Annotated in this window: 6 protein-coding genes and 2 pseudogenes; 5 read left to right on the top strand and 3 right to left on the bottom strand. The window is 37.9% G+C overall.

Features of this window, described 5'->3' with window-relative positions:
- Positions 1 to 594, bottom strand: a pseudogene (locus D5R40_RS40335) (transposase); the annotation flags it as partial.
- Positions 576 to 887, bottom strand: a complete 312-nt coding sequence (locus D5R40_RS43100) for a transposase (protein ID WP_375339410.1) — start codon at positions 885 to 887, stop codon at positions 576 to 578. The gene D5R40_RS43100 and the pseudogene D5R40_RS40335, both read right to left, overlap by 19 nt.
- A 49-nt stretch (positions 888 to 936) precedes the next feature.
- Between D5R40_RS43100 and D5R40_RS36540 the strand changes: the two genes are divergently transcribed.
- Entirely contained in the window at positions 937 to 1,080 is a 144-nt protein-coding gene (locus tag D5R40_RS36540; protein WP_161564961.1) for a hypothetical protein, read from the top strand.
- 379 nt (positions 1,081 to 1,459) lie between these two features.
- Here D5R40_RS36540 and D5R40_RS30695 read toward each other — a convergent pair whose 3' ends face one another.
- The gene (locus D5R40_RS30695) at positions 1,460 to 2,371 is read right to left on the bottom strand and encodes an ATP adenylyltransferase family protein (protein WP_124143396.1); all 912 of its coding nucleotides are present in this window, start codon (positions 2,369 to 2,371) and stop codon (positions 1,460 to 1,462) included.
- Positions 2,372 to 2,872: 501 nt separating this feature from the next.
- Between D5R40_RS30695 and D5R40_RS36535 the strand changes: the two genes are divergently transcribed.
- From D5R40_RS36535 to D5R40_RS40330, 4 genes and pseudogenes are all read left to right on the top strand, one after another.
- Positions 2,873 to 3,064, top strand: a complete 192-nt coding sequence (locus D5R40_RS36535) for a hypothetical protein (RefSeq protein WP_124155710.1) — start codon at positions 2,873 to 2,875, stop codon at positions 3,062 to 3,064.
- 322 nt (positions 3,065 to 3,386) lie between these two features.
- The gene (locus tag D5R40_RS41630; protein WP_275670276.1) at positions 3,387 to 3,521 is read left to right on the top strand and encodes a hypothetical protein; all 135 of its coding nucleotides are present in this window, start codon (positions 3,387 to 3,389) and stop codon (positions 3,519 to 3,521) included.
- Positions 3,522 to 3,541: 20 nt separating this feature from the next.
- On the top strand, positions 3,542 to 3,682 hold the full coding sequence (locus D5R40_RS43095) for a helix-turn-helix domain-containing protein (RefSeq protein ID WP_375339363.1): 141 nt from the start codon (positions 3,542 to 3,544) through the stop codon (positions 3,680 to 3,682).
- A gap of 19 nt (positions 3,683 to 3,701) precedes the next feature.
- Positions 3,702 to 4,202, top strand: a pseudogene (locus tag D5R40_RS40330) (transposase family protein).
- The last annotated feature ends 238 nt before the right edge of the window (positions 4,203 to 4,440 follow it).

Below are 4,440 nucleotides of genomic sequence, written 5' to 3'. Positions count from 1 at the left end.
ATTAACATAAGCAATGAGTGTTAATTTAAACCAATTTTCTTCATGTTGGACATCCGGAGTTGAATAAGCAGTCATCAACAATTTTTGTTTACCAAATCGAAACAAATGTTCCATGTCATAACGCTGTCGATCAGACTCATAGCAATCAATTAAACTCAACTCTTGACGTCGAGAACCAATAACAATTAACCACATCGGTTTCCCAATCTGATTACCTACTTCATCAGTAATATTAATTTGTAGTAAAGTAAAAGGATAACGATTCATTTTATAGTTCTGAGTTCCTTTCATTAACATCTGTTTCCAACCCGAAATTGTTACTGTCAGTTGACGACCTTTTTTAGTAGTAAAAATGCATTGACTAATCCCAGTAGGTTTATGCCAAGTATTCTCATCTTTCAGGTCAAACTTATCTCCATACCAACGAGGATGTCCTGAAGTAATTTTTTGTTTTTTTTTGCTGATAAATTGACGGTAAAAAACTCGATTACTTCTGATTCTGGTCACAGTAACTAAGTTATTTTGCTTCACTTGTTCTCCAATAAAATCTCTTTGACTGTAGAAACTATCAGCCACTAAAACTGATAACTTATCTCCAGAGAAAGAACCAGTGTTAGTGGCTGATAGTTTCTACAGTCAAAGTTATTTTGCTTCACTTGTTCTCCAATAAAATCTCTTTGACTGTAGAAACTATCAGCCACTAAAACTGATAACTTATCTCCAGAGAAAGAACCAGTGTTAAAGATTTTTTCCAGTTGTTTATTACCAATGTTAGTAGCCTTTTCTGACGAGGGAACCCTTTCTCCTAATAAGGGAACAGCCCAAGGTACATTACCTGTTGCTATTCCCTCTGGTAAAGCACATATAACTGAATATGAATGGCCAATACTAATGGGTTTATTTCCTTTAATTGGATTAGGATAATGGATAAAGGTTTTGTCTGCTGAAAAAATGACTCGAAGGAATCTTATTGATGAGTTGGAGAGAGTTGTTCATTCCCTTCAAGAAAGTTATTTAGATATTTGTTTTGGTGGAGAAATTGAACCAGACCCATCCTATGATCTTCAGGATGATAAATAATGTGAGAAACGAAGATAATTCCAGATTTGATTTCTAATACAATCACCGATTAGTTAGTGTAATACTTACGCTAACCACTTTTTCTTTTTGTCCAAAGTCCAATGTAGTTAAGTTAACTGAAAAAAATTAGACAAACGTAAAAACAGACAGCATATTCTATTTAATAGAGACGATAATAGTCTATAAATTACCACAAAAAAGTCGGGAGCAAGATGCTCCCACTATTCTCGTAAGAAACATTGCCAGACAATGCACGATCAATAAAAATTCACCACCACCAAGCCTTCTTCCTCCTTCTTCCCTCTTCCTTCTTTTCTAGATAACTAATAGATAACTAAAGCCTCCTTCCTTCTTCCTTCTTCCCTCTTCCTTCCTTCTTCTAATTACCCACATCACGAAGAATATTTAAAGGTTTATGCTCCTTAATAATTTTCATCTGTTCCTGATTTTTTACCAACAAAGCACCCGCAAAACCCAAACTATTAACAGAAATAGACTTAAAATTCTCATGCGATCGCGACACAACTAACATCCATTCTCGCGTCACCAAAAGATTATAATTACCAGACTGTTTCCCACTCATCTCATCACTATCTTCTATCCCTACAGCTTTGAGTAAAGCAAAATAAGATGCCAAAATCTCACCAGCAGAGTCAACAGGAGAATTTATCCAACCAGAATCTAATTTAGCCAAAGCGTGTCGAAAAGGAAACTCAGACGTAACACCTATGCCATTATCAAATGTAGCAGTAGCGATCGCTCTTTCTATCGGTATTCTCTCTCCATCCAAAACCATTGGTAGAGGTATAATTTGTAAATGTTTATGACGTTGACTGGCACCTGCCACTTTCCCAGCGTTATAAAATGCCAAACCATCAAATTCTCCCATACAGCAACCCAAAGCCTGAAAATCTTGCAAATTCAGCAAATCTTCTTGTTCCTCAAACTCTCTAGTCACAATGAGTAGATGATTATCTACAACGTTATACTTATTCAACAAACACAAATGAGTTTCAGAGATATCAGCAACAAATAAATCCTGCTCATAAGGTAGAAAAGGGTTAAAATCCTTGCCAGTCTCAGCTTTCTTTTTTTTATGCTGTTTTGTAGCTTCATCTTTCCGGGATAAATTAGACAAAATGCGTACTAGGAAACGAATATTATCCTGTTGCACAAACTCGTATTCAGTAGGTATAGGTTGAAGTGCGCCACATTCTAGAGCATATTCAGTTTGTTGTTTTAGTCTTTCCCAGAGAGTGCCCGGTGTAAATAACAATTGATTTTGGGACATAGTTAAATTTTGGATATGATAGTCAGTAGTCATCGATTATAGCAATTCCCAAGAAGGGTGAGGTTGGTGTTTGACAATTAGTGTGAGCATCTTGCTCGCGTTATCAATCATCATAATTACCCCATGTCCTAACTATAGTGGCAACTATACTGATATTGATATGAAGAGGCGATCAATATTTCAAAATTTGAGACCCAAAAAAATTGGTAGTAGGGGAGTGGGGGAATGGTTAGGGATATTGCATGCAACGGCCGTTCGCCCCTACCTCCCCTACTTCCCCGCTTCAGAAAACATAGAAAAGTTTTTGAGATTTGGTATAAAACCTTCTTCTTTCTTCCTTCTTCCTTCTGCTGTAAGTCAAAAAAAAGTCCCCTCTGGAAACAGGGAACCCCTATAAATAGCAACTACTCTTAGAGCTTGATTTCAATATTTACAACACTAAAACTTTCGTTTTTGTTGATAAATTCACTAACTCGATCGCTTAAACTTCACCTAATTTTCATGCTTAAAAGCAATAGAGTTTTTGAGTATTTTAGTTTCCAGACAGACTATCACATTAATCCCCAAGTAGTTTTTGGATACAGTACTTTGGCTTACATTCCAGAAGAAAAGGGTAGTTGGGCATTACCTTTAGTTCACCAGAGAATAAATGGTGAAATCCAATCTAGGGGTTGTGTTGCTAGGAGAATATGACCCCGGAAATGACGCTCGACAAAATAACTAATTTTAGTGCGGGTGTCGGGGGTGAATTCATTGAGACCGTCGATACAAATTTCTAGGGCATTATTGTAGATGAGATTTTCTAGGAATTTGCGGTCTGTTTGAGAAATGGGGATTTTTGTTTTGATGGAATCAGCATGAGTAGATTTGGCATCTTTTAAATTTTCGTAGTGGGTTGTGAGGAGGTTAATAGACTTGTCGCTTTATAAGGTAAAGTAAAGTTAATAGGGTGTTTGAGATGGGACAATGTTAGATCTGAATCGGGTGCTAAAAGAAGACCGCCTCAGTGCGGGCATTGACTGGACTAAACCGTAAGGCATTGGATGAATTATTACAAGCTTTTTGTGTCCAACTTGACTCGGAAGCGATACGGCGCTCCGCCACCCTCCGCGAACGCTCTTTTGCCAAAAACCTAGAGTTCGAGCTTTAGGAGGAGGGAGAAAAGCGCGGTTGTTAGAGGCCAAAGACAAGCTATTTTTTATCTTGTTCTACTTCAAGTGTTACCCTACCTTTGATGTGGCAGGAATATTGTTTGACTTACACCGCAGCCGAGCACACTATTGGATGTTAAGACTACAACCGTTGCCCTGAGAGTGCTTTAGGGAAAAAAATGGCCTTACCAGAACGTAAGTTACAAAGCATTGAAGAATTCATTGGCAGGTTTCCATCTGCCAAAGAAGTGATGATTGATGGTACGGAACGGCCAATCCAGCGTCCAAAAGACCAGCAAAAGCAGAAAAATCATGACTCAGGTAAAAAAAAGTGCCATAGGAGTCAACATCTGATCATGACAGACTCAGATAAAAGGGTCCTCGTCCTATCAAAAGCAAGAGAGGGCAAGGTTCATGGGCCTTCGGCAGTTGGACGCGCGAAAAATTGGTAGATTTTGTGCTTTTTGGAAGTGAAAATTCATGTAGATTTGGGTTTCCAGGGATTACAGAAGGAATTCGTCAACATCAAAATTCCCACGAAAAAACCTAAAGGAAAGGAATTAACTGAGGAACAAAAACTTTTCAATAGAGAGAAAAGTAGCGTTAGCGTCAAATGTGAACATACAATATCTGGCGTGAAGAGATATAATGCAGGGAGAGGATTGTATGTTCACATTTGACGCTAACGCTACTTTTCAATAGAGAGAAAAGTAGCGTTAGCGTCAAATGTGAACATACAATATCTGGCGTGAAGAGATATAATGCAGGGAGAGGATTGTATCGAAATCACATTAAAGATGCGCGACGATCGCTTCATGTTCACTGCGGCTGGACTCTGGAATTTCTACTTAATGGCAGGATAATTTAATCAGTGAAAACCAGAATTTTCCCATTTCACTTTAAGGTTTTATTTCGCGA

Origin of the sequence: Okeania hirsuta (assembly GCF_003838195.1) — a bacterium.
GTDB classification, from domain to species: Bacteria; Cyanobacteriota; Cyanobacteriia; order Cyanobacteriales; family Microcoleaceae; genus Okeania; species Okeania hirsuta.
The sequence above is the reverse complement of the archived record's forward strand: the minus strand, read 5'-3'. Positions and strand labels throughout refer to the sequence as shown.